The sequence below is a fragment of the Paenibacillus taichungensis genome (genome assembly GCF_047302525.1).
GTDB lineage: Bacteria > Bacillota > Bacilli > Paenibacillales > Paenibacillaceae > Paenibacillus > Paenibacillus taichungensis_B.
Genome location: NZ_CP168020.1, coordinates 3,274,024 through 3,299,894 on the forward strand (window position 1 = coordinate 3,274,024; position 25,871 = coordinate 3,299,894).

The following is a 25,871-nucleotide window of genomic DNA, read 5'->3' on the forward strand; positions in this document are numbered from 1 at the left end:
TTCACCGTACAATACTTCGAATTCTCAAATAATAATTTTCATTGGGTTCTCAACTGCAACACAGATAACTGAATTAGCTCTTAGTAACTTCCCTTAAACGTCTAATCTTACTATCATCACCTGCTATGTTTGGTTCAAGAACTACAATTGGAAGTTGATACTTCATGCTTAGCCTTTGGGCTGTTTCTCTTTTATCTTCATCGCAGTCGGTTGTAATCCAAATGGATCGAACCTCCCTTGGTACTACAATTGCCTCAAATATCTCTTCATTAGGATTTACCAACATTTTTGCTAATGAGAATGTATGTATATCAGTATAACGTCGATTTGCCGAATCTATTCCAGTAGCTATATCACGGTTAGAAACAACAAAGATCTCTCCAACAACATACAGTCCGATTGTACCTATATAGATACCGTTTCCGCTACAACAGATCTGAATGCTTGGTATACCTTCCACTAGACTATCAAATATTACACCTGCTCGTTTATCCTCTTTCCCCTGATGATAGGCATCTAATCCATGAGCATAAACCTTCTCTTGAAAAAACTGACTTGGTTTTGGAACGAACTCATCCAAGTGAATGTGTTCTTTACTGGTGGTTACATGCTCTGTATTTAATCCCAATTTATTAGCCCCTATCGTATCTAAATTTGTACTTATAGTGTGCTGTCTACCGATTTCTGGTACTTTTATTATTTTTTCATCCACTGGCGGTCAATAAATGTTTAAGTAGTAACACCAAAATACTCATAAACTATATTTTGATCCTAAAAGCGCAACATCTTTATTCCCATTTTTAAATTCTAAGCTATTTAAAACTTTTTGCACCGTTTCAGGTGTCCATTAAATCTTCAATTTTCTTTTGCTCGCGTGATTGATGTATAGAAAATGTAATGAGTAATGAGCTCTTCGATCAAAATAACAGAAATCGAGTAAATCCTGTCTGTGCAATCAAAAATAGTATATGCACTTTGCCGAAGAAATGTTTTGAATGCCAGTTTGACAAACCATCGATCGAACATTTCAATGCTGGTCATTGCTTCTGCAAGCCTATGTTATAGTTACAAGTGACTTCCGTAAAAGGATAATACCCCAGCATCGAGCCAAGTCGGGAAAATACTCAATTTCTGTCATGGTGAATGAGTGTTTACCATGATGAATTGTTAGGCTGAATGTATGATAGTTACGAACGTAACCGTCGAAAGTGTTCTCCCTCTATCCTGCCACTTATTCAGGAGATACTTTGAATTTATTTGCTTTACCCTGAACTTGAATATAATTGTCCCAGAATGAATAACTTCCAATTTTCACCTTCATTAACTTTCGTAAGCATCAGGTTCGGCTGTATTAATTTTCGTAGCTCTTTGAAGTCTATGTAGTAAATTTTGTTTCCTTCCAATCTAACTAAACGGCTCCTTCGTCCAAAAGCTCTACCAGTTAGATCGTAAGATTGAACCAACCTTTGCCGTTCTCATGGATCTTTGATGATGGAGTACAGACTACGATGAGTCCTCCGCCGCTGATTCCTTGGAACATAACTTGCTTCATGTTGATCGTAATTAGTGAAAAGTTATATCTCTGTGATAGTGTGTCGACAAAGATCTTTTATCAAGATTCAACATTTCAATGCCCCCATAATGCATCATTTCCTACATAATAGCATGTGGATGCGTACACTAACTAAACCACTCATAACCTGCCGTGGCTAGACGTGGTGTATTAATTCGTTGGAAAAAAACCAAGTCCTCCGATTGAAGGCTCTCAGGGCTTTAGTTTTGATAACGCTGAGTCCAATTCCCCAAGAACGCTAAATAAGCATATCATCATTATATCTCAGAAAGACTTTATCCTTTTCCTCAATAAATTCTCCCTTTGACAAATAATTGTAAGAAATTTGAATTGCTTTCTTTGATGATCCTATATACTCTTCTACTGTAGCCGAATCTTCATTATTTAATAATTCAATACTGCTCATTAAGTAATCCGATAGATTGAATAGTAATGCAATCTTTTCGATAGATAGAATATATAGTCTACATAAAAACACCAAATCCAAGTTTTTTCTTTACTGCGCTGTCCTGATCTTTTCTTTATATAAATATTGTTATTTTCATCGAAATGTAAAAACTGTCCTGTTTCAGAAAGATTCATAGCTTCATTTGTATATTTTTTTATAGATCTTGGACGAACCTTGAATTAAGTCGTTTAAGTCCTTTACTGACTTTGTTTTAATTGACTTCTCAATGAACGCTAAGTCCTTATCAGCAATTGAATAAGCCCAAGCAACTTGTTCAAAAATTAATCTAAATAAAGGGGAAGCTTCAATATAATAATCGTTTCTTAATAATATCAAGCAACTCTCGTAGGTTGCTTGCAATTTTTGCATCACGAGATAATAATGAGGCACTCCATCAACATTCTTTGGATTTTTTGCGATGACCTCTAAGACATTTTCCATCGATCGAATAGTACCTATTAATAAATCTTGCGCTAGATCTGCGTAATCAGTCTCGTCCAATTCAAAATTCTCTAGTGCTAAATTATCAAGATCTCAGTAATATTCTCAAACTCATAGTCTTCGGTGATATATGCAATTAACGAAGCTCGAATATGTTGTTTAAATTTTTTTGATGAGTTTGTTGGTAGAGCATATGGAATATTTTCAAAAAGATAAGGAATTAACCTATAACTATCATCGTTTTTCATAAAACACCACAATTATGTTTATTATGCCAGTGCAACTTTCAACTCAACAAACGAGTCGTCCTAAACTGCCCTTTAGAGGCTACTATTAATAGTTCTTTTTCTTAACTACTTCCAATGTGCTGTCGATAATATTGTCATAATGTAAAAGCCTGATCTTCTGCTCTTCTATGTGCTCTCGCCTAATTCTGCGTGTTGTATCGTTTAAATCATCTCTTCTACCAGCTACTACAACGTATTGGCATCGCGTTGGGTCAAACGAATAAAATTCATCCGGTAACTGTTTTTCAGCATGCTTATATCCTTTAATTGTAGTGGTGAATGTAGAGGAATTAGCATTTATCCAGTTTTTCCAATCCTTAACTTGTTTGATTCCTTTCCTAAAGGCATTGCCAAGTTCCCCATCCGCCAAAGTTATCTGTTTAATAGGATGCTCAATTTCAACAAATATGAATGAGTATCCATCTGAATTACGCCCGATTAACAAATAATCAACCTTAAAGGTTGAACTCAATTGAAACTCTGGGAAAATGTATGCCTCGTGATGTCCGAAATCATAGTAATTTAATATTGAGCCAATAAAATAATACGCACCGTTTTCTTTTATATATCGTGCAATATCACGCTCATCAGATAATGTGCCATCGTCCAATTGGTCTGAAAGCTGGTTTAAGAAGATCTTTATACCACGTTCATTCTCCAAATCAACAATATCAAGATAATTATTAGGGAAGAGACTCAAAAAATGCCTCGCAGCCTTGGGATATTTTCTAAATAAATTGACCCTAATGTTTAGCTTCCCACGCTTCTCAACTTTTTCTTCTTCTAGCATTCTTGCATATTCAAGTTCCTCATCAGGTGTTAAGACAGAATAATCTCTATCAGTTGCTTTCATTCGTAGTCCCCCGTCTAACCGATAATAGTTTTAATAAATCTTCTCTGTTAGTCTCAACTGCTGAATTAATCCATGTGATTGTGCCGTTATTTGGTTTCGTGATTAAGCTCAACAACTAAGCCAGATTTTCGATAAAATTGTTCAGATCTTTAGCCCTTTCATCGACATACACCTTTAATCAAAAGATTCGAGCTTTCTTGTGCAATGTATTACTCTACCGGTGACAACAAACTTACAACTAGTTCACAGTCAATGAGTCCTAAAAACTCAAAAGTCCCTTTTCAAGAGATTCTACTAATGCCTTTAATGTGACCCTGTTTACGGGCAGATCCAGCATTTGTTAGAGTTGGTGCTGTAATAACTGCTGAATCAGAATAATCCCCGAGCACAAGAAAAAGCAGTACAGAACTCGACATGTGAACTCTGTACCGTCTCTCAATTATTTTATTTGCAGCAGTTACTACACTCGGTTAGTGTTAGCTTTTCTTTGTAGCTAATATCATAAATATCAAGAGCTTCCTCTTTGGACAGGAACGGTTCCCAACTTCCTGTACCTTGCTGTTTCTTCCATCCAAGCTCAGTTTGGTGCTTCATTTTGGTGACATGCGCACATGCATCATGATCGAGGTGGACGGTGCATGTTTTCAAAGGAAGGTCGATGTTCGCCCAGGCTCTTATTTGTTCTCCTTCTTTGCTTTCACACTACCTTCCATTAATTCGATAACATGCTTCGCAAACTCTTCAGTCAGTTGTATTCTGCCCCGCCCAAACTGTAATGCACCAAGAGTACTTCCTCCGACATTAGTTACAGGATGAACATGATCATAGGACGCTACGATACTGGCTATCGTATTATTGAATGTGTTCCAAGATTCGCTGTACTCTGGACATAAATTCTTTACTTCCAGCTCCCAAGACCATTGGCTTGTACTATCCCAAATATAGGGTTCACTAATTACTTCAAAATAACCTAGAAGTTTCGTCGTACCAACTCCATTACATATTAATATATCCCCTATACGCACAGGAGTAGGTCTCCGAGAGAAGTGCATCTTTTCAAAGTCACTGTTCAGTTTTCTTGTAGTTTCGAACGGACGGTCAGAAGAACCAACTGGCTTTATAAAATATCGAACATCTGGTTTAAGTTCAACTGTTTTTTTCTTAAATAGATGACCTACCTCAAGATCAAATTTTGGCACTTTATGTACTTCTTCATTTTTAGCATAACTGTCAATATTTTTAATAATCCCCTGAAGCTCCTCACGCGTTAGTGCATGGCTACTTACTTTTCCGATATCGGCAATCACCTTCTTCAAAGCTTCTTGATCTTCAACTAGCACGCCCCACTCATGATTCTGGTTCAGCCCGTTGTCTGTAAAGTTCGCAGAAGTGATAATCCCCCTGATTGGGACTCCATTCTTATGTGCGATATAAATCTTTCCATGCAACTTGCTATCTTCATGAACTCGAAAAGCAATAGAGTTCGTAAGGCAATTGAAAAGGAACGAATGCAACGAATTTGCCTTTCTCAATAAGTCAGGGTCATTATCCTTTAAGTTACTAAAAAAACCTTTGACTTCGGATGAATCCTCTTCCCAGACATCAAGTCCACCATATAAAGTTAGCGAACTGATGGTGGTTTTTTTGTCTCACGTTATAGGGGCAGTTCCTAACTCCCTATAATTATACAAGGCAATTGCCCTTATTGTAATGCATAAAATTTCTTTTAATTAAATAGTTCATTCTCAATTTATAAAGTCAGAAAATTGTGCTTAGTTCTCAATCAAATTGGATATTACAAGCCAAAGGCTATACTATTTATTTTTTGTCTTAACTCTAGAGATTTTTCTCGACGCTCCTTTAATTCTAGCGATGGATAACGTACGAGGGCCTCATCTAATATTGCTATCTCATTATCGTAGTCTTTCAATTTTCGATAGGACATTGCATACGATTTATATAAGGCTGGAGCATTGTATCCGTTATATCTTGCAATATCAAATAGTTCAATATTGAACTGATAAAATCATGACCACCCGTCCAACGGGTGGTTTGCTCTTGGGGTATAACCCCCTGTTGCCAAACTGCGCCTAAAGACGCTAGCCTGACAGCAAATCTGTTCAGGCTCAGTGTTATTTGCCGCTTTCACTTACCAGTTAAACTGGTTTTACTTCTTTTTGCTCCTATTACTGCTAAATGGATCTTCGTATTCTTTTATACTCAGCTTATCTACCGCTTGATCATGTGCTTCTTGCTCACGAATATACTTTCTTACCGTTGCTTCGTTTAGACCCACTGTGCTCACATAGTACCCTTCTGCCCAAAACTTTCGATTACCGTATTTATACTTCAACTTAGCATGTTTTTCGAATATCATGAGCGAACTTTTTCCCTTTAGATATCCCATGAACGTTGAGACTGCAATTTTCGGTGGAATCGCTACCAACATGTGGACATGATCGGGCATCATGTGACCTTCTATAATCTCTACACCTTTGTACTTACACAAACGTTTGAAAATTTCGATTAAATCTTTCCTTACTTGATTATAGATTTCTTTCCGTCTATACTTCGGGGTAAACACAATGTGGTATTTACACATCCACTTTGTGTGAGCTAGGCTGTAGCTCTTGTTTGCCATCAATGACCATTCCTTTCTTTTGAGCCTGAACATCTCAATTTTATTGGAATGGTCTTGGCGGTCAAACCCTCGATCCCTCCACCCGCATAGCGGGTGGTTTTTTGTTTCGCGCGTTTCACGCACTCAACTGGCTAAAGCCATAAAATAAAAAAGCCGCTAAAATAGCGACTTCAATGGGACCATGTTCTTGTCCCTCGACAATTTATTCCTAAATAGATAAAGCACGTCTTCAATCCCTTTAAGAAGTGAAATCCGTGCTTTGTATGTGTTAGATTGGACAATCCTTACAGCCAATCTGACTATTATATTATTTTTAATCTACTTATACTGCATTGGGATCACTACTCTTATTTTACCTTATCGAATAATACATTTTCTTCAAGTTCTTTATTCTTACAATCTAATAACTCAATTTTCATCAGTTCCATAGCCATAGTTCATGCTGCATCAGTATTAATTCCTCTTACCCCAAGTCTTAATGCTGGTATATAGGCAGTTACCTCTCTTGATTCCGTTTGACTTTCAAACATGACCGTCAAATGCCCCCCATTATATTGAAGTGTCTCAACCTGTGCGTCACTATGCATACTTACCTCACGAAGGCAGCCTTTTTTAATCTCGATCTCAACAAGATCAACTGCATTCATACGAGCCTCTTCAACGGTGTCCCCATGTGCCCCCAATTTTAAACAAGGGATGTACGCAGTCACATTCTGTTCAGCGCGATCCTCTTCAAACATAACTAGCACTTCCAACTCATTCTTCATTACAATTTCCCCCTCGATGTAATTAATGCAGATATTAGGTTCAGAAGTTGAATACTATTAAGTATCCATTGTAAAAATCAATATAAGGTATATGAAAATACAAAAAACCATCGAAACACAAAAAACACCCAACTCGGTGTCTATGTCTCCATGGCTAAATAGCTCAAATTTGTTATGTACCAGGTAATGCTGGTGCTTACTCCATCACTGTCAACTCGGGTGACAGTGAAAATAGATTAAATAGTAATAATCTATTCATACTACCATCTACAAATTCTACAAATTTCGTCAAACAACCTGTTAATCTAGTTAAATTATTGGATAGATTTTCATTTACCTGATATAATAGAACTGTTTGGTTCTATCATCCAAGTGGAGGTATTCAAGTTGCTCGATAATTTCGATAATTTCAAAAAAGTTTGGGACTCTGATCCATTGATCGTACTAGATACAAACGTATTTCTCCGTTTGTATAGCCAACCTCCGAAAGTGATCAATCAGTATATTGAGATACTGAGATCATTTAAAGATAAGATTTGGTTACCAGCTCAAGTGGTTCAAGAGTTTGAAAAAAACCATAAAAAAGAACATGGTCGAAATTTCACTAAATACGAGGTATTCTTAAAACAAATCCAAAGTACGATTGAAAAAAATAAGAATACACTTGAAGGTGAATTCATTAAACATTTAGAGCTAAAATATCCACTTATTGATGAGCTCAAGGTTCAGATCACTGGGCTTATAGATGAGATGCAAAAAGCAACTGTACATTATAAAGATAACATTAAGCAGCAGATTGAAGAGAACACTAAGGTTTTAAGAGAAGATGCTGTAAAGAAATTTGTACATGAACTAGTAGAGTCAGGTGCAACAGGGAAACGCTTTTCCCTTGTTGAAACCATCTCATTGTATCAAGAAGGGGAAATTCGTTTTAAGCATTTAATTCCCCCAGGCTACGAAGATATATCCAAAGATGCGGATGACCCAACTAAACAAAGGAAATTTGGAGATTTGATCTTATGGAAACAAACTCTCTCCAACGCTAAATTAGAAAACAAAAGCGTAATATTTGTTACAAATGATGTTAAGGAAGACTGGTGGGTCCTGGTTGATAATCAACCTGCGTGTGCACGTTATGAACTTTCTCAAGAGTTCAGTGAAATCGTTGGTGAGAAGTTTATAATGTCAACAGGACAGAACCTATTTAGATATATTTCAAGTATAAATCAAATCGCAATCGATACACATCTAATGTTCCTTGAAGAAAACTCAGATGATTTAATTGAAGAATTGTTTGACGGAGAAGATTGGAGTATTATTCTCAATAATAAAAATGATCTGGATTTTTATCTGGTCCATAGTGGCGATCTTCAACCTTACATTGATGATGCAATCTCAGATGTAGAAATTATCGGTTACCCGGAGGATATCACCGATGTAGAGCTTACCGTCGAATCATTTGATTATCATCATGAAAAGGCATTTATTCAAGGAAGTTTTGCTACAGACATTGAAATTGCAGTTAGTTCATTCTTCTATGGTGAAGAAATCACATCAACAGAAGGGAAATGTTCAATTAACGGTAGTTTCTCAATCGAGTTCACTTTAGATGATACTGATGATGAATTGTCAATAAAAGAAGGAATATCAAAGTTCACAGTTGGTGGATTTGGTATTAGTGGATACAAGGAAACAAAAAGCTACCTGAATGACTATAACGATAGTTGCTCACATTGTAATTCAGATGTAGTCTATTACACGGATTCAGGGGATGGAGTTTGCGAAGATCACAAAGATTTATATGACTATTGCCCTGGCTGTAATACCTTATTCGAAAAAGGTTCCCTCCCTGGCGGTTTGTGCAATAGCTGTGATTAATTAAAACAAAGTAAAACCACGACCATTTTAAATAGGTCGTGGTTTTTTACAACTAGACTATACTTCAACATATACCGGACGACATGCGCCGGTTCTGGCATTAAAATTAGCGTAGTTTACCTGGATCGAATGATTACTAAACAATTCATTTAGTATTGTCGAAATATGAAAGACCAAAAATTCATTTGCAATCATACGTTGAGGCTGATGGGGCTCCAACCCACAATTATGGGATGGAGGAATCAAATCATTCTTATCGTTGGGGTAAATTGAATCCAGCGGGGCAAGAATTTCTTTTCCGTTTTTCTTCATGCCTACAACCACTTGGCCAGAATACCCACTCTCCGAACTCTCTTCTCTATCTTTTTGGCTCCACGACTCTCCTTCAGGAACATAAACACCCTCAATACCGGCATCGATATAAATCAGATCATCGGTATTCTTAAAATAGTCATGCATAGTAGTTTGAACGATCTCCGATTTAGAAATTTTCGGTAGCCACTTTAAATTGGTATTCCGTTCCAGGTTGTGCGTTCTTAATGCCAAATTCAGATCCTGTTACATCCGCTCTATTGCACTGTTCATCCGTGATCCAGTACCGCATGCTGTTTTATCTATCTTCTTCCCAGCCCAGCGTCATTTCTGTTTCACCGACCGACTTCACCTCTAATGATGCTGGTCGTACTGGCTTAGTCAAAAAGTGGAATGATGTTGTCTCGCTCCATCCGGAACTTTTCCCAGCTTGTATCGTTCCGCTATACTCTGTACACCTTGAAGTGGTGAGAAAACGTAGTTTCAATCATTTGTCAGGTTATTCGCATTATCCTCCCTAACGACGATCCCACTCTGCAAGGACACCCTGGGCATGCATGGAAAAAGAATTCATTAATATATCGAATATATCCATTGCTCGGTTCTGTAGGACCTCATCTGATAAGGGATCTGTGTAGATGTTTATTATGGCAAGTATTAAGTTTTTTGAATCAAGGTACCAATTATCTCTATTACGAAGATGCTCATTACCCATAATCTCACTGATAACTAGAAGGGTCCACTCTGGATAATCGGTAGCATGTTGCCATAAGATTGCACCTAATTTTCCTCCGTATGTCATTGATCTTGAGCCTGCAAATGCCATAAGTATCGTCCGAATTTCTTGTCTTAGTTCTTTGCAGTTTTTCTTAATATCGAGCAATAAAAAACTAATCTGACGCTGAACTTCTTCGTCCTCATCGTTCATTAGCTGGAGTAATCCATCCACAAGAATAGAGGAGACATTATCCGGAAAATTATATGAAAGTATTCGCGCAACACCTCGACGATGATAAGGATTACCATTTATCGTTTTTGTTAGTAAGGTCATAACTTGCTCTTTAACATATTGACTCTCAAAGAGATTCTCAGAAATTAAAGATAAAGCAACAAGTTCAGCTCCGCGTTGTTGAATCTCATCCTTCTCATCAGTGATAAATGCGTCTAACTTAGAAACGAGACGTTCAAATGGCTGCCCCATTGCCCAATAACAAAAATCATTTGTATAAGCTATACGATATAACTGAGGATTCCCTTCAATTGCTTTCTCAAATAAATCTAATGAACGTTCACGATCTATTCGAATCATATATATCAATTCATAAATCGCACCAGCCCTTAAAGAAATATCCTCGCAACCGACAGCATAATCAAGAATTTTCCACTTTTCCTTTTCCTTCTCACGATATATCTTCATCAACGCATTCATGGCAGCTCCACGAACTGAATTATGATAACCTGATACCGGGTCTTCAGTATAAGATTCTTTTATTAAGGATGTATCGTAAAAATAACTAATTAAGAGGCCTATAATCCGTTCCGGTACTTCTTCATCTGCTCGTTTTTCAACAGCCCAAGCTATAGTCCTTCGTATACTTCGATCTTCATAATCTTCGAAGAGACTGATAGCAGCAAAGAATTCACTTCCTGAAATGGTAGATTCCGTTAGTCCATTTAACACTGCCTGCACATAGTTGTGGTCAAACCCATCTTTATTTACTGAGAAAAAGTTAATAAACCGTTCAGGTTCTTTCCTCACTTGCTCCTGCAGCAGTCGAGCCAGAGATTCAGCCCCTCCCTTTGACCAATCAGAATGTCTGACTCCTCTTTGGTATTTAGCCATCGCCTTTTTCCATTGCTGATTTGTCATTTTCCTCACTGCCTCAGCATCGATAGGCGATCCCACTACTCCACCTCTAATCAGGCGGGGGTTATCAGATGCTTGGTACTCTGGAAATTTCCTCTCCAACTCCATTAATCGTTGTTTTCCATGCGAACTGAGGTATTCACTAGATATCGAATTTAGAATTCTATACTGACTAAGGTCATGATACATATATCCATCTAGTTTCCACTTTTTATTTAAGGGCAAACGGGTTATTATGAAATCTTCTAATTCCTGACGTTCTGATTCCTGAAGATAAGGCATAATTGATTTAATCAGATACCTACTTTCAAAATCTTCATTACCAATTGTTAATCTACGCGGATCAGCTAAGATGAAATTAAGAGCTGTTATGGAATGTTGTTCTGGTACCTGCCGCAGTATATGCGCTATTAGAAACTGTATAGAATCATGAGGAATGTTAGACAGATAGTTAATATTCTCCACAAATATTTGCGGGTGTTCTTTGGCTAACAGAATAAAACCTTTTACCAAGGTATCATTCAGTACAACATCAAATTCAACTTGGATCCTGTCATACCAATTACGAAATAGAGAATCAGGGATAAAGTCCTCTTCCGTTTCTGGAACCTCGTAGCTTTCAATCTTTACCGCTTCTATCAGCCAAGGAATGATAATTTCCAAGAAGTACAGTGCCGATTTGTTCACGACAATTTGAAGAGCTTCATCCATCAATGTTGAACCCAGTTTATTCATTTCTTTATTGAGAGAAATAAAATTAAATTGATACGATTCTGTTTGAATTTGATTTCGCTCTTCTTTTTTTCTTCTATAGTTCTTTATAGCCTGGTTCATAAAATTCCGCAGAATACGGCAAAATGCCTTCGAATCGTACTGGGCCAGTTCCTTCCAACCAAGGTATGAAACGCGGTTGTCAAGTTCACTTTTCTCCATCACAACTTCAAATAACTTCACAGCTTCCTCGCATTTCCACGAGCGAATCTGCAAAACTAGATTTTCAACAAGTTGTTCTAAACATTGACTTTTGTTGTAATAAGGAAGAACTAACTCTATGATTTCACTTTGCCGCAAATCAATCATTGAAGTTAAATAGCCGAATACTTCCTCTAAAAATCTTTCATCTTGCCCATCCATTATTTCAGGGATTACTTGAGTTCTCCAATATTCGAACCATCCCGGATTAAGATATGAGAATCGTAAGAGCTGAGAGCGCATATTCAAGTCTGCTGACGTCCGCTTCATTAATCTCCATTCTTGCTCTGTAGGGGAAGCGAGTGCAGCAAACCAACGGTAAAGATGATTTTTCAAATGGTATCGCAAATCGTCAGATTTTAAGAGCGCATTAAGCTGCATAAAGTAGGAACGTTTATCATCCTGCCCTCGCAAGAATGATAAAACTTGCACCAATTGTGGCCGCTGAAATAAGCCTTGTGGAGAGGCGACTAAAACATCAACAAGAGAGTAACCCTGTTGAACGAAGTTTCTGGCATAGCAATAATCAAAAAACGTTTGATGAAAAAAACTCAGTTCTTTACCTTCATTAAGTATAATTCCTTCGCTGGATAACCAGTGGAATGCGCGTTCTAAAGCGTTTGTCTCCTTCTGACTAAGAAGAAACTTTGGCACCGTAATTCTTTGCTTATGGTCCATATATTGTGCGATAAGGAACAGAGCCCGTTCGCGTTCCCAAGCAGGTGGGGCATCGGCGTGTTGCTTCATAATCACGCAGACCCATACAAGCTGGTACAGTTCTTGGAGGCTTGAAAGACTACGGTCTTGCAGCAACTCTTTACTTCCGTCTGATTCGTAAGCCATTAGGAAGAGATTTAGATGTAAGGGGATTCTCAACAAATTCTGTGTTGTGGGTAGTAACTGTTTGTAATCCACACCCACATCGCATAGAAAATTCCCGACTTCTTCATTAGAAAACTCTTCAAGAGAAAAAGCTTTACAATTCTCAAGATTTTTAAGACGAGGATCACTATCAAAATCAAATTTACGACAACTGATAATGATACGCACGCCTGGGATGGAACGCAGTCTAGAAATCAAATCTAATGCCAAATTTAATGAACCTTGATCATGGGCCATTGATAGGGAAAGAGCGTCAATTTGATCAATTAATACAACAAATCGCCCCTGTTTAGCTAACGTATCTGCGAGTCTTTCCACTCGCACAGGAAGATCCAATTTGCTTTGTACATCCTTCAGGCTCTGGGCATCTAATAGTTGCTGATCTGCTTTGATCGCCAGAACATCGACTTGCCGGCTCTCTAATTCCTCGAGGACCTCTTGAATAACAATCGTTTTTCCTGTACCTGCTTGATCCAAAAGTATTCCTACAGGCTCCTTGTCTGAAGTTTCCAAAAGCCACTTAGAGATATCTTTGTAGTTATCACGCAAAAGCTTTTTCCCCGTATTCCCTATTGTGTTCTTCTGATGTCTTATAATAGAACTACAGGAATAGACAGCAGAACGCAATTCTGAGAGTGATACTGATTCAGATATTACAATCTGATTGTCTTGCAGCCACTCCTGGAGACTTTTAAGCGTATGTGATCCTCTAATCCGAGCATCACCCCCTACTTTATCCCGAAGGATTGAAAACAAAACAGTAGGTGACAAATTAGATTCTGGTATCCAGTATCTCATCTTATCTTTCTCAACTGTCTGCCTAGGCTCTATTTTTACATCTATGCTCATAAAAAATTGTAATATTAAATCATTATTCTCTTTTAATTCTAAAGATAAGAATTTGCTGAGATGTTCAAAGAATACGAGCTGATTTGTCGTAAGCCTTCCTTGCCATTCCTCGTAACTTTCGCAACTTGAAGCTCGTTCTACTAAGTCCTTAGCATCATATATTTCATCCTTGTATGTGCCACAGATTAATTGTAATCTGTCTTTCCCCTTTTTGAATGAAGGATGGATAAACTGTATCTCAAAATCCTTCCACAATTTCCCCCATGTACTTTCTGCACCATTACCTTTAGAGATAGATTCTTTGGCTTGGATGTACCACTTTACTTCATTTGAAAATGTAATTACGATATCATCAACACTCTCAGGAGCCTCTACTCTAACTTTAGCCACTTTCTCAGATTCAGAAAAAGATCTTGAATCAAGCATTCTACCTAAGTATAACGCTGCGATGGCGTTTTGATATGAAATTCCTGCCTGAGTTGTTGGTCCTCCGGATTCAGCAATTGCCACATCTCTCCCCCCTTCCACTTCCTTTTAAAAAATTTAGACCTTATATTTTCAATTAATTCAATAGTTGGTGTTGACGTTTGAAAAATGTTGTCACTAACAATAATTATTCAAGCAAACGTCTACTCACCCCTGCTCGTTCATCTTCCCATATAGCATCACGCTCATAGGACTTGGCCATTTGTTTATGAATCTCAGCGACGTATGGATAGCTGAATTCTAATGCAGAAGCCCATTGCAAATACTTTTCAGCCAGATCCCTCTCTGCGTCACCACCTTCACTACTACTCCAATGTACACCTCGACTGTTGTAAAGCCCCGTACATATACCTTTGGCAAATTTTTCTGTCCAGATTCGCTCAATGACTTCACGAACAGGTTCACAGGGCCAAATGTCATCTTTACCAACTGGAGCCTTAGAGAATAGGGTTCCTAAACAATTATCGCAAATATCTTTACGAGATAGCTCGCCTGCTAACTCACGAACTTTTTGAACCCACTGCTCAATTAGTTCTGGGTCCAGTTCCCCATTATTGTCGTGTCCCGGGATTGAAGACAACTTTTCCAAGAGGCGATATCCTCCCTTTGCGCGTTGCTCTCCTGTTCGTTGATCTGGTGCTTGCAATTCTTTAGGGTCCTCTCCCCCATCACCTCTTCTATACGCCATGACTAATGCTTGTACAAAAAGTTCTGGATGAGCCTCGACATATTTCTCGAGATTTGGGATACTTGCTTCTTCTCCAGAAAGGGCCTCAATAAATTGAAATTCTAGGCCTGCCATTTGATCAACAGGTATCTCTCCACTAGCTGTCAATACTTTAAATGCCTTTTTTAAGTGATAGCTATCAACTAAGTAGCTTCCCGTAGCTTCATCATTAGTAGCTATAGCCGCCACAACTCTATATAAGAGCTCTGGTGGAACTATATCCAAACAATACTGTATTGATCTAAAGGCAGCTCTAGGCCGGTTAACACTGATTAGATGATCAAGGGCATATTGAATATAATCCTTCTTTTCATTTCGAAAGGAAAATGACGGAGTGATTTTCTTCCAGTAGCTCTCCTTTACTTCGGAACCCACTGTTTCGATAATATCCCAAATTTCTTTAGAAAAGGGTGCCTGAAGCAATAAAGATACACTCATTTCATTATCTTTGGGATCAATCAATTCGTGGATAAGATCAGCTTGTCCTTCATTTACTAAACCTAACATCAATCCTGAAATTATCAACTGGCGAACGTGCGAATCGTCCAGTATCCCACTCGCAAGAATATTCTTGCATAAATCGAGCGCCTTACGATGATCGCATACAATTTTGAAAAGTATGTCCCCAATGAGATATGCGGTTTCCCCACGGCCTGCAAGTTCTAATACTCCATCTAGTCCTCTCTCACACATTACTGTCTTAATTGCTTCTAATCTCAGAGCCTCAATTCTGGTAGAATATGTGTTATAGTCAAACTCATCACTTTCCATTTCAGCATAGGATTCTTCAACCCACTGATTCTTAAACAACCATTCGTGACGGACGACTACATCTTTGGGTTCTAAGATATGGTATGCTTTTCGCGCACGTAGTTCCAAATTGTTTTTGTTCATCTTCCCACGTCGCGTGAAAGTGGTTGTCCTAATTTTTTCTCTAAGTATTGCCTTTTCCTCTTCATTCGCACCACCACTCCAGGCTTCAACAAGATTCCAGATTTGCTCCTGATACTCATGAGGCAGGTGTCCACTTCGAGATACAAGATCTCCTAATGTATCTACTGAATGGGACTCCCACCCAATTGCACATTCAAGTGATATCAAAACAAACTCGTTACTTTCATGGTACTGTACCGGTTGCCCAGCGCCATGAGCGCCAGTTCTCCAACGAGGCTTATAGCTGTACGAACCAATCTTTGAATATGAACTAATTTGCTCCATACACAGAGGCCATGCAACCTTAGGATATTTTCTAACCAAAAATTTAAATGCTGCAATTCTTGCGACTATAGGCGCAGTAGTCTGGGGCATCCAGCTACGAAAGATGGCACCAAGACTGGCAATTGGTTTATTGGCCAAATTATCATTCAATTCTGGCTCCGAAAGTTTTCCTAGAATGTCGACAGTTCTTATAAGATACTCTGGTGACCATGCAACACTTTCTAAGGCCCAGAGTAATCCAGTCCTTGAATGCCGCCCAAAAAATCCTGAATTTACAGGTTTCATTAGTCTAAGAGACTGAGGATCTTCTGATCTTAAATCATTCTCAAGAATTTTAAGGAAAATGTCTGGAGCTGCTTCTGCATAAGTAGGTAGGTCACTAGAGTGCGCTTCTAATTTGCGTACTGTAAGAGGACTGAGGAGTGAATTAATGAGTTGGCAGACTTCAGACTCAAGATCATGTCCTAATCTTCCTCGAAAAAGTGCCTCTCCATGGACAGCTAGGAGCACTAAAGATTCACTGATCCCTTTTCTTAATCTGGATGAAATCTCTCGTGTTTTCCCATAAATACTTGCCGCCCACTGCTGTTCCTCAGGGAGATCTAATGATGGATCATCCTCGGAAAGAACTAATTTCGCTATCTCTAAGAACCGCTTGATGTCTTCCCATACCAACCTTTTATTAGTAGCGTATAAAGCATCAAGCTTTGAGACTAAACCACGCATACGACCAATAGACCAAACGGGGCTATCATTAAGTGCGAGAAGGTCAGCAAATTCTCGCATAAGTTCGGGATACTCTAAATCATCACCCAAAAGTGAGAGAATTGCTCTATCCGCCTCATTAGATTCATCCCATACTCCCGCAAAGAGAAAACAAGAGAGCATCGAAGTGATTTTTTTATCTGACGCCCATTCTGGCGTGCGAACGCCTTCCAGACTGGAAAGCCTGCGCCTCAAGACGGTCAGTGATCGTCCAGACTCATGACTCAATTTATTTATTTCATCGTCATTGTATCCCATAGCATTTAACGATTTACGAAAAGATTCATAGCTTAACGGTTCTAAGATAATATCTGGCTCCGTATTTGTACTATTGCTCGGATATATAATGATAGACCTCAAGTCTTTTTTGTACGGGGCAAATTCCTGTTCCACTTCACGATTGGGAATTACAGCTATAAAATCTGCCGGCTTTGTCGCCAGCTTTGGTAAAGTGTCGGGTGTTGTAAATATTGCTACTCGATCACGAAATTGTGCCAATTGAGAATTATTAACTGCAAATAAACAGTTCAAAAACGCTAACGCTTCAACTGTGGAATCGCTCCAAATCGTAATTGGCTCGAAATCCTTTAATTTTTTTAGCACAGTGGACTTCGATTTTTCCACCGCCTCTTCAAACAATGACTCTGTCAGAGCAGGCTCAGTATCTACGACCCATTGCTCCCAACACTTATCGAGAGATTTTACACCTTGAGCAGGAACAGCAATTTCACCTGAAAACCAAGCCTGCCCAGAAATCGACTGTTCAAGCCATTGTTCAAGGTCGCTGGCGTCAAAGACCAGCACGTCCTTCCAGTTCTTCTCGTTCAACCTTTCCTTTCTCCATGCATTTTTCTTATCCCATCGTCTCGGTGTAACAAACACAAAAGTAATGTTCATTCTTTCTTCAATTGCAGTTTGCTCAACGCTCTTCTTATAATCTTTATCCGCCTTTTGTTTTGGGTCATTGTTAATGCCAAATTCCCAGCCAGACAGTCCAGTTGGTATCCAAGGTGTTCCATCCTCAGCCTCTAGAAATCCGTCCCAACCTGGACGTTCAGCATCATCATTTCCGGGAAAATCAATTCTTTTGATTTTTTGTCCTGTTGAGTTTATCAAGGTTCGAAGAAAAACTGCAAAGCGGGTTCGAGCTTTAATCGTAGATGCCCATTGTTCTATATCGTTAGCTTTAAACTGCATAAAAGGAGGTATATAAGCCTTTGTAGAAGCAGTAACGCCTTTTTCCTGAGCATGCTTTGTATCATTCATTGCTTGCATATCCATCAACTCATGAGCATTAATCCCAAATGCTCGCTCAATACGTGCAGCCATGTCAGCAGAAAGCGAAGCATTTCCGTTAAGAAGATTAGACAACGCTGGACGCCCAACACCTAGTAGCTCTGCTGCGTCTTTTACAGTCATTCCTTGCGGAATAACTGTTTTTTTAATGTAAGAACCAACTAATTTCTTCCCGTTCTCAGGTTTTGTAACCATGACACACCTTCCTTTGGAAAATATAGGAACACCAATGAATATATTACAGTGTATCGTGTAGCGCTACACAATACAAAGACTATTTATTAGGGTATTGTTCTTCATACTTGATATCGTTAATCCAGAGTACTCCGTTACTCTTCATAGTTTCGCCCTGCTGCTTTAAAGGTTCAAATGAGTTTGGTTCCCAATCTGGAAATTCACAGTGTATAGCTTTCTGAAGTAGAGTCACAAAAGCAATAGGATGCGTGCCTAATAGACCCTCTCCTAAAAGTAGAACCAGTACTAGCAATGAAACTCCTAAGATCTTCAAAAATCTGCGGGGCTTTTTATTAGATAAGTTTTGTTCGTCTGATTTTAATGTTAATACACCTTCCGTATTTCAACTATGTCCCTTTATACTTTTTATGTTGGCCAACCAAACTGCTGGATCGTTTTAATCTTCATACATATGCTGCCGTTTGAAAATGTCTTGTTTTCAAGATAAGTTTTAACATACGACTGACCAAAACAGGCGATTATATTGTCGTCATTGGATATTAGCTGAAGCAGAATGTGGTATCTCGATTGAAGCAACAATCGATTCATAAATAGATCAGTTAACTAACTAGATCCGCGAAATTTTCATTTATAGCTACAATATTGACATTCAGTTATAAAGTGCATCAATCAGTGACTCATATCCTAGCTCCGAATTGCGTTTGACCCGGTTCTGGTATAATTCTGAGGCCAATATGTTTTAAAACACACTAGTTGCAGTCTAGGATAGGAATATACGATATCAGGACCACCCGTCCAACGGGTGGTTTGCTTGGGGTATAACCCCCTGTTGCCAAACTCCGCCTAAAGACGCTAGCCTGACAGCAGGGCTGTTTAGGCTCATTGTTATTTGTCTCTTTCACTTACCAGTTAAACTGGCTTTACTTCTTTTTGCTCCGATTACTGCTGAATGGATCTTCGTATTCTTTTACACTCAGCTTATCTAGCGCCTGATCATGTGCTTCTTGCTCACGAATATACTTTCTTAATGTTGCTTTCATTTAGACCCACTGTGCTCACATAGTAACTTTCTGACCAAAACTTTCGATTTCCGTATTTATACTTGAGCTGCTCATGTTTTTCGAATATCATGAGCGAACTTTTTCCCTTCAGATATCCCATAAGCGTTGAGACTGCCATTTTAGGTGGAATCGCTACCAGCATATGGACATGATCGGGCATCATGTGACCTTCGATAATCTCTACTCCTTTGTACTTACACAAACGTTTGAAGATTTCGATTAGATCTCTTCTCACTTGATTATAGATTTCTTTCCGTCTATACTTCGGGGTACACACAATGTGGTATTTACACATCCACTTTGTGTGAGCTAGGCTGCAGCTCTTATTTGCTACCCTTGACCATTCCTTTCATTTGAGCCTGAACATCTCAATTGTATTGGAATGGTCTTGGTGGTCAAAACCCTCGATCCCTCCACCGGGATAGCGGGTGGTTTTTTGTTTCGCGCGTTTCACGCACTCAACTGGCTAAAGCCATAATAAAAAAACTCCATCAGCTACAAAGCTGAGGAGCATTAAATCTAAATGATTTCTTTGATTAATTCTTCATGGTTATTCCGTATATTGCAGACTGAGGAGTCAACTTTGTATGCACGAATTTACTTAGCTACATGTGACCGAAGTAAATCCATAACCTTTCTGAGTCCACGTTAGGCCATTCTCCTTCATCTTTAAGCCCAAAAACAATCTCAGTTAGTTAAGAATAAATCAAAAGGAACGATTTATGAACTTTTCGTTATCATATTATCTTCTGGAAATTTCCTAGTGACGTACTATTTACAATCCATTGACTTTTAATATAAGGTAAGCAACAATGCAACCCATCCTTTTTCATATCGGCTCTTCTCTTTATTATGTGTTCTAGAAGCATATTATTATTATCAAAATAGTCAAACCAGTCAAATTTATAAACAGTACAATACTTTAATGGGACTTTTAAATGAAATATAATATCCCCATCGTTAAAATTAAAACCGCAAAAATCTTTGTTTTGAATGTGTTGTTGTAATGGTTTAGTTGCCACGAAACAAAAAATTGGTTTTTCAACTTCATTCTTGATCTTTTTGGATAAGTACATGGCCATATTTTTGTAGTTTTCAACTAAGTCTGTAGCTAGATAACCTGTAGCAATATATTTTTTTTCATTGTTAAGTATACCCAGTACACTGGGATGTTGAACTGTGTATAGCTCTATCTTATTTGAAAATAAATCTTTGAAGGACATTTTCCAAAGCCACCTCTTTTAGATTTTATAGTTTTCATATCTTGACGTGCATTACATTGCACGCCACTTAACGGATTCTGATTTCATTTGAATCATCAATCTTAATTTTAACACAGCAAAAACAACGTTATCTAAATATTAAATTAATTTAAAAAATAAAAAGCAGCTATAATAGCGATTTTCAATGAGACTAAGTTCTAGCCCTTCGACAATACTCATATCACAGATTAACGGCTTTAAAACTTAACCTTTTCACAGATGCTTCAACTAATTTTTGTAATACTTTCTTTTAAAGATTCTGGTTGCTTCTTATTATTATCATCTCAACTAATGTTCTAAATGGTATAATCTTATTATTTAAACTTCAAAGAATACTGCTTGTTCTTTAGTTTTATTATTAAATAAAGAGTAGTACCTTATAGCTACTCCTTGAAATTCTCGAATTGTGATACAATCCATTTTTGATTGTTTTCTGCAATATATTGCTCGGCATTAACTAATAATTCAATAAGTTCATTTTTTTTATATTTCGCAAATCTTCTTCTAAGAGCCTGTATGTCTCGATCAGGCTTGATTAAATTGTAATTCTTTGCTGACAAATCTGATTTAAAAGATGAATTTAGTGATTTTCTGACTGTAGTTTTAGTTTTAGCATTTTCTTTATAATACTCATAAAGTTCAGGATTGCTTTTAATGGAATTAGGATGAATGCCTTTATTCTCAGTATCAATTTTTTTAGATAATTCAGCAATATTCCTGTAAGAAATTTTTATATCCTGTTTTATTAATTCGTCTATAGATCTTTTGCCCAGCTCAAAAGTTCTGTTTTTACGTTGAAGATATATACTATCTAACCATGGTTTTTTAGTTTTCTTTCTGGAATTGAATGTTTGGCTCATACGATTCATCCTTTATATACATCTCAATACCTTCAATTTCTTTTAATTCTATTTTAGCTCTCCTCATAGCTAGTTTCATCTTCTTTGCCTCTACTTCTAATCCTAATTCTACAAAGCGCTTCTCACTTTCTTGTGCCCAGGCATGATACTGTTCAATTTCGTACTTGAATTCAGGTTGCGGCACCTTAGCTGCACAACCCATGCAGGCCATTTTTGTCGGACATACTGAATCAATTGTACATATGCCACCAACTACTTTTGAAACAGTTCCAACCTTTTCTTTGTACTCTTCATAGATATCTTTAATCTCTTCAGGGCTTCTCTGAATCCCTTGTTGAATATCAATATAAGACATCCAATTATCATGCAAAGATTCAATTGTCCCTGAGATTTGAATATTGGTTGGTGCAGCATAGTAACTTGTGACACTTTCATCTTTTTGATGTAATAATTTCCGAACAATGTCGATAGGTAGTTTTTCTGTTTGAGCTGCATGAGTGGCAAAAGCATGACGCAGAAGATGAGTTTTAAGAATAACTTGCTTGCCTTCTTCGGTTTGTATAATTAATCCATGTGTTAAAAAACGAATTACAGAATTCAAGGTGAACTGATTTATATGTTGGTGATTATACTGAAAAACAAATTTTCTTTTCTTATTCATCAAGTGTTTTCTTGAACTAATACTATAGTCTACTTCTGGTAATATATTTGAATTGTAGTGACTCTTTAATTCTTTGATTATCATTAATATTGTTTGAAAAACGCTCTCAGGCATATAGTAATTCTCTAATGAATCTCTACCTTTTGGAATTAATCTAAGAATATAATTTCTTTTCGTAGGTTTTATACTTTTATCCTCGGTAATAATGCAACATTCAGGATCATAACTAACTTGTAGAATCTCATTTATTCGAGCACCTGAATAAGATTGAATATCTAATGACAATATCGCAAACATACAAGCAATGTACAATGGCTCTACATTAATAAAAAGTCGTGAACTATTATATTGCTGTTTTCTGGTTAGTTGAAAACCCTGAGTCAGTACTCCATCATTCCTTGATTGAAATGGGTGTATATTGGCTGAAATATCGTGTCCCCACTTTTCTAAAAATGAGATACCTTCAGTCTTTCTTTCATCTGATGCCTGATTCGACCATGCACCTAAAAGACGATTATTTAAAATTTCAAAAAACCATAATCCTTCTCCGTTAGATCCATCTACAAGATTTATAGATTTAATAAACTCCAAATAATATTCATCGTCTGAATTCTTATTTAAAGTAAAGTAAAGTCTTTCATTTAAATATTCAGATTCTTCATAATCAAAAGAAAAAGGTAAAAAGATTTTCTCATTTTCAACTTTTGCGATCATTTTATTTGTAATTTCACGTAGCCGCTTTATTTGATTCCATCTAAAATGACTTTGTGCTCTAATATCTGGAAGCAATGGAGTTACAGCAGAAGTCTCTTCTTTTCGTTTTTTTTGCGCTGAAGATACTGCCAAATCCCTAGCTTTATAATCTCTATTATCAAAAGGAAATTCCGGAAATAAAAATTTTGAGAAATGTTCTTGATGCTCTAGTTCAATTCTGTTTTTTAACCATTTGGATACATTATACAAGAAAGATTTATAATAGGAGATCAACATTTGTCTTTGTCTGTTCGAATGATCTTCATAAATTTGACCAGATAAGTATTGATGAAAGTGTGTGTAGTTTAGATCTTCAATGTGCACCAAATCAAATGCATCAAAAATTTCCTTAAGGCGTTTGTTTAGAATGGACATCATATTGTTTATAGAAGCAGGGGATAATTCACGATCCGTAGCACATAAAACTGCTAAAGAAAATTGATTTAACCAGGGGCTCTCCAAACAATATTTGTAAATGTAATTTAAGCTTTGCTTATTTAGTATATCCCAGAGGTAGTCATCATTAACATTTTTTAAATGAAGTATTTCCTTATCAACAATTCCAAACAGTTTTTTATACCAGTCTTTTTCGACTATATTCTCAGATGCCATTTCCTATTCCATCCCCTTATAAAACTCATTAATCCATTCAATCTCTTCTTTTGGTAATATCGCTTTAGTTGGTAAAACCGAATTAGATAATTGTTCACCTTCACTGGAACTATGAGAATTTTTTAAATATTCTTGTTCATATTCCTGCATTTTTTTAGCCATGTTTTCATGTATCTCTCTGAACAAGGCCTCATTAAAGTAATGTTCATATACTTTTATAGTCTCAGGATCTTTCCACTTCATATAATTTATTAATTCATTTTTCTTCATTTCGATTTCCCCGCCATCATTAGCAGTATCATAAATATTTCTAATCATATTAGTGACAAACCAGTGTCGAGTTTTGTGTATGTTCATTTTTATTTTAGCTTGAGTAATGATTTTAGACCATTGTGAGTAAAATGCATTATAGTTGTATGGATCACCTCTCCTTGTAAGAAAAATCACTTCACTATCGGAAAGTTTTGTAAATGATTGTTTATCATGAGCGTATGTCTTTCTCTCACCATTAACATATCTGATTAATAGCTTCAAAGTGTCTTGAGAAAACCTAAGAAACTTAATTCTCCTTTTCTCACTTCCTTTATTAAGGGTAGCTATCTCATATTGATTTATCCGTTGCCGATAATCTCCAAGTGTTAACTCAAGGATTTCATTTATTCTAGCACCAGTTTCAAAAAGCATTCTTATTACGACTTCATCTCTTAAAGACCAACCAATCTCTGAACCAGCTCTGTAAATGATATAAGGAAGATCATGATCTGCAATAATATTTGGTTTCCAATCATTTGCTACAAGTTTAAAATAGGAATCTGATTGACTGCGATATGAAGAATCAGATGGAATCTCTGTTCCTGCTATTTTAGGTAATCGTGGTTTATTCTCACGCATGCTTGTAGGACTAAAACTCCCAATAGAAATACTATAATCAGCATCAACTAAAGGATTTTGAAATTCGTACAATTTTAGATGTAATGCAGTTTTATAGAACGATTTTATGGCAGCTAGAAAGTGATTAATAGTCTGGGGACTTTTTTTAGTCATTATTACGTACTGGAAATTTTCTTTAGACCTTAACTTACAGCCCATCTGATAAATCAGGTAATTCTCGACCGCTGTTCTTATAGCCATGTGACTATCAGACCACTTGACTCGGGTACCTTGGTAATTACTACTTTTTGCAAGCCATGAAAAGAATCTCTCCAAAGTTATTAAATAAGATAAAGCTGAACTCTCACTAATTCTTTTCTGTTGATAATAATAGAACTCTGTCAAAGGTAAAAACAGCTCATTTTCTCTATTAAATACGAGAATTGAATACTTACTCTGAACGTTCATAGGACACTTGATGTGATAATAATCGCCCGCTATGAATAGCCCCCCCTAATGTGACACAATATATAAGATTGTTATAATTTTATATGTAATTAAGAATAATATCTACTAAATATTACATAGTATTATGTGAAATAGTACTTAGACTTAGTATAAGTATAAATACTAAAGCTACGCATTGATTTGAAAACAAATTCTTGATCATCGGCTAAGGACATGAGTTTGTATTATCAAAATTTGCTCTTAAAAAAGCTGTAAAGACCGTTTCCCAAGAACACCTTGGAAAACGGTCTTTTTTCACCACCCATTTTACTTGATAGGAACTTTACTTAAGCTCTCATGTTCTGACTTAATAAGAAAGATTATTAATGGTTTTTATAAAATCTTCTTTCATCTTTGTATCATAAGATTTAGGCAGGTTATTCAGCAATTCATCCACCTGTTTTTTGAATTGATTGATTTGTTGTAAATCATATTCTCCTCGTACATACGAAGAAAGCACCTTAAACATGGATTCATTAACCATCGCCACTTTGTCATCAAGGATTGAGGATTCTAGATTCGTTGAAGCCATAGAATTCTCAAATTTAATATAAGAATTCATTGCAAGGTTTAACCGCTCTTTTGCATTAATAAGAATATTCGTATTTTCAGATTTAGAATTTTCAGCTTTTAAAGTACCTATCGATTCACTAAAATAAGTCAATCCATGAATAAAGGTTCTATAGGCTGAAGGATCTCCAGATGCATAATCACGTTGTTTATTTAAATGATTGTTATACGAGAGAATAACGAGCAGTACATTCAGAAAAATGGATGCAATCAGAACGAGTTTATAGGAGTTTTTTCTCATTTCTACAGTCCAATCAA

Annotated in this window: 15 protein-coding genes and 1 pseudogene; 1 reads left to right on the plus strand and 15 read right to left on the minus strand. The window is 37.0% G+C overall.

All coding sequences use genetic code 11. The features are described 5' to 3' along the window. Nucleotides 1-73: 73 nt before the first annotated feature. The 6 genes from ACDJ58_RS14700 to ACDJ58_RS14725 all read right to left on the minus strand — a co-directional run bounded on the left by ACDJ58_RS14700 (nt 74) and on the right by ACDJ58_RS14725 (nt 7,010). Complete coding sequence (locus ACDJ58_RS14700) at nt 74-628, minus strand: hypothetical protein (RefSeq protein ID WP_413379112.1); 555 nt, start codon at nt 626-628, stop codon at nt 74-76. 1,531 nt (nt 629-2,159) lie between these two features. Then, the gene (locus ACDJ58_RS14705; RefSeq protein ID WP_413379114.1) at nt 2,160-2,522 is read right to left on the minus strand and encodes a hypothetical protein; all 363 of its coding nucleotides are present in this window, start codon (nt 2,520-2,522) and stop codon (nt 2,160-2,162) included. A gap of 273 nt (nt 2,523-2,795) precedes the next feature. Then, on the minus strand, nt 2,796-3,602 hold the full coding sequence (locus ACDJ58_RS14710; RefSeq protein ID WP_413379116.1) for a Shedu anti-phage system protein SduA domain-containing protein: 807 nt from the start codon (nt 3,600-3,602) through the stop codon (nt 2,796-2,798). A 674-nt stretch (nt 3,603-4,276) separates the two neighbouring features. Then, complete coding sequence (locus tag ACDJ58_RS14715) at nt 4,277-5,134, minus strand: restriction endonuclease PLD domain-containing protein (protein ID WP_413379118.1); 858 nt, start codon at nt 5,132-5,134, stop codon at nt 4,277-4,279. 635 nt (nt 5,135-5,769) lie between these two features. Beyond that, nucleotides 5,770-6,243: an IS200/IS605 family transposase gene (tnpA, locus tag ACDJ58_RS14720; RefSeq protein ID WP_413372396.1), complete on the minus strand. Its 474-nt coding sequence runs from the start codon at nt 6,241-6,243 to the stop codon at nt 5,770-5,772. Nucleotides 6,244-6,680: 437 nt separating this feature from the next. After that, entirely contained in the window at nt 6,681-7,010 is a 330-nt protein-coding gene (locus tag ACDJ58_RS14725; protein WP_413379120.1) for a hypothetical protein, read from the minus strand. A 387-nt stretch (nt 7,011-7,397) separates the two neighbouring features. Here ACDJ58_RS14725 and ACDJ58_RS14730 point away from each other — a divergent pair, with 387 nt between their 5' ends. Beyond that, nucleotides 7,398-8,888 carry a PIN-like domain-containing protein gene (locus ACDJ58_RS14730; RefSeq protein ID WP_413379122.1) on the plus strand — a complete coding sequence of 497 codons (1,491 nt, stop codon included), beginning with the start codon at nt 7,398-7,400 and terminating at the stop codon, nt 8,886-8,888. Between the two features lie 57 nt (nt 8,889-8,945). Here the strand turns inward: ACDJ58_RS14730 and ACDJ58_RS14735 are convergent, their stop codons facing one another. The 9 genes and pseudogenes from ACDJ58_RS14735 to ACDJ58_RS14775 all read right to left on the minus strand — a co-directional run bounded on the left by ACDJ58_RS14735 (nt 8,946) and on the right by ACDJ58_RS14775 (nt 25,854). Further along, nucleotides 8,946-9,434, minus strand: coding sequence for a hypothetical protein (locus tag ACDJ58_RS14735; RefSeq protein ID WP_413379124.1), 489 nt, complete (start codon nt 9,432-9,434; stop codon nt 8,946-8,948). A 283-nt stretch (nt 9,435-9,717) separates the two neighbouring features. Further along, the gene (locus tag ACDJ58_RS14740; RefSeq protein ID WP_413379126.1) at nt 9,718-14,280 is read right to left on the minus strand and encodes an NACHT domain-containing protein; all 4,563 of its coding nucleotides are present in this window, start codon (nt 14,278-14,280) and stop codon (nt 9,718-9,720) included. Between the two features lie 103 nt (nt 14,281-14,383). Then, complete coding sequence (locus ACDJ58_RS14745) at nt 14,384-18,457, minus strand: helix-turn-helix transcriptional regulator (RefSeq protein WP_413379128.1); 4,074 nt, start codon at nt 18,455-18,457, stop codon at nt 14,384-14,386. Between the two features lie 920 nt (nt 18,458-19,377). Beyond that, nucleotides 19,378-19,813, minus strand: a pseudogene (tnpA, locus tag ACDJ58_RS14750) (IS200/IS605 family transposase). Nucleotides 19,814-20,255: 442 nt separating this feature from the next. Then, nucleotides 20,256-20,741: a hypothetical protein gene (locus ACDJ58_RS14755; RefSeq protein ID WP_413379130.1), complete on the minus strand. Its 486-nt coding sequence runs from the start codon at nt 20,739-20,741 to the stop codon at nt 20,256-20,258. Between the two features lie 422 nt (nt 20,742-21,163). Next, nucleotides 21,164-21,640, minus strand: coding sequence for a hypothetical protein (locus ACDJ58_RS14760; RefSeq protein WP_413379132.1), 477 nt, complete (start codon nt 21,638-21,640; stop codon nt 21,164-21,166). Beyond that, nucleotides 21,606-23,666 carry a site-specific integrase gene (locus ACDJ58_RS14765; protein ID WP_413379134.1) on the minus strand — a complete coding sequence of 687 codons (2,061 nt, stop codon included), beginning with the start codon at nt 23,664-23,666 and terminating at the stop codon, nt 21,606-21,608. The genes ACDJ58_RS14760 and ACDJ58_RS14765 overlap by 35 nt, the downstream gene beginning before the upstream one ends. Before the next feature lie 3 nt (nt 23,667-23,669). Beyond that, the gene (locus ACDJ58_RS14770) at nt 23,670-24,797 is read right to left on the minus strand and encodes a tyrosine-type recombinase/integrase (protein WP_413379137.1); all 1,128 of its coding nucleotides are present in this window, start codon (nt 24,795-24,797) and stop codon (nt 23,670-23,672) included. Between the two features lie 553 nt (nt 24,798-25,350). Then, nucleotides 25,351-25,854 carry a hypothetical protein gene (locus ACDJ58_RS14775; protein ID WP_341177024.1) on the minus strand — a complete coding sequence of 168 codons (504 nt, stop codon included), beginning with the start codon at nt 25,852-25,854 and terminating at the stop codon, nt 25,351-25,353. Nucleotides 25,855-25,871 lie beyond the last annotated feature (17 nt).

Coding starts and splice junctions, on each gene's coding strand:
- tnpA (WP_413372396.1), bottom strand. CDS start 6,243: ATGGCAAACAAGAGCTACAGCCTAGCTCACACAAAGTGGATGTGTAAA.
- ACDJ58_RS14765 (WP_413379134.1), bottom strand. CDS start 23,666: ATGGCATCTGAGAATATAGTCGAAAAAGACTGGTATAAAAAACTGTTT.
- ACDJ58_RS14755 (WP_413379130.1), bottom strand. CDS start 20,741: ATGTCCTTCAAAGATTTATTTTCAAATAAGATAGAGCTATACACAGTT.
- ACDJ58_RS14775 (WP_341177024.1), bottom strand. CDS start 25,854: ATGAGAAAAAACTCCTATAAACTCGTTCTGATTGCATCCATTTTTCTG.
- ACDJ58_RS14770 (WP_413379137.1), bottom strand. CDS start 24,797: ATGGCTATAAGAACAGCGGTCGAGAATTACCTGATTTATCAGATGGGC.
- ACDJ58_RS14760 (WP_413379132.1), bottom strand. CDS start 21,640: ATGAGCCAAACATTCAATTCCAGAAAGAAAACTAAAAAACCATGGTTA.
- ACDJ58_RS14745 (WP_413379128.1), bottom strand. CDS start 18,457: ATGGTTACAAAACCTGAGAACGGGAAGAAATTAGTTGGTTCTTACATT.
- ACDJ58_RS14725 (WP_413379120.1), bottom strand. CDS start 7,010: ATGAAGAATGAGTTGGAAGTGCTAGTTATGTTTGAAGAGGATCGCGCT.
- ACDJ58_RS14710 (WP_413379116.1), bottom strand. CDS start 3,602: ATGAAAGCAACTGATAGAGATTATTCTGTCTTAACACCTGATGAGGAA.